The 261-nt window shown below is 52.5% G+C and carries 1 protein-coding gene; it reads right to left on the reverse strand.

From position 1 onward, the window contains the following. Positions 1–261 (reverse strand): hypothetical protein (locus AB1471_RS19030; RefSeq protein WP_367781007.1); only part of this gene is annotated, 261 nt, incomplete at both ends.

Genomic DNA, 261 nt, shown 5'->3' on the forward strand with positions numbered 1-261 from the left:
TCCCCTTCTCCCTCCTTTTCTCCTTTCTCTTCCCCTCTCTCTCCTCTTTTTCCCTTTCCTTTTCCCTTTCCCTCCTCTTCTCCCTTTCTCTCTTCTCTTCCTTCTTTCTTTTCTTCCCTTTCCTCCCCCTCCTCCCCTTTTTCCTCCTCCTCCCTTTTCTTTCCTTTCTCCCTTCCCTCCTCCCCCTCCTCCTTCCCCTTTCTCTTCTCCTTCCCCTCCTCCCTCTTCCCCTCCTTCTCCTTTCTTCCCTTCCTCTTTCCC

The organism is Jeotgalibacillus marinus, assembly GCF_040801915.1.
Taxonomy (GTDB): domain Bacteria; phylum Bacillota; class Bacilli; order Bacillales; family Jeotgalibacillaceae; genus Jeotgalibacillus; species Jeotgalibacillus marinus.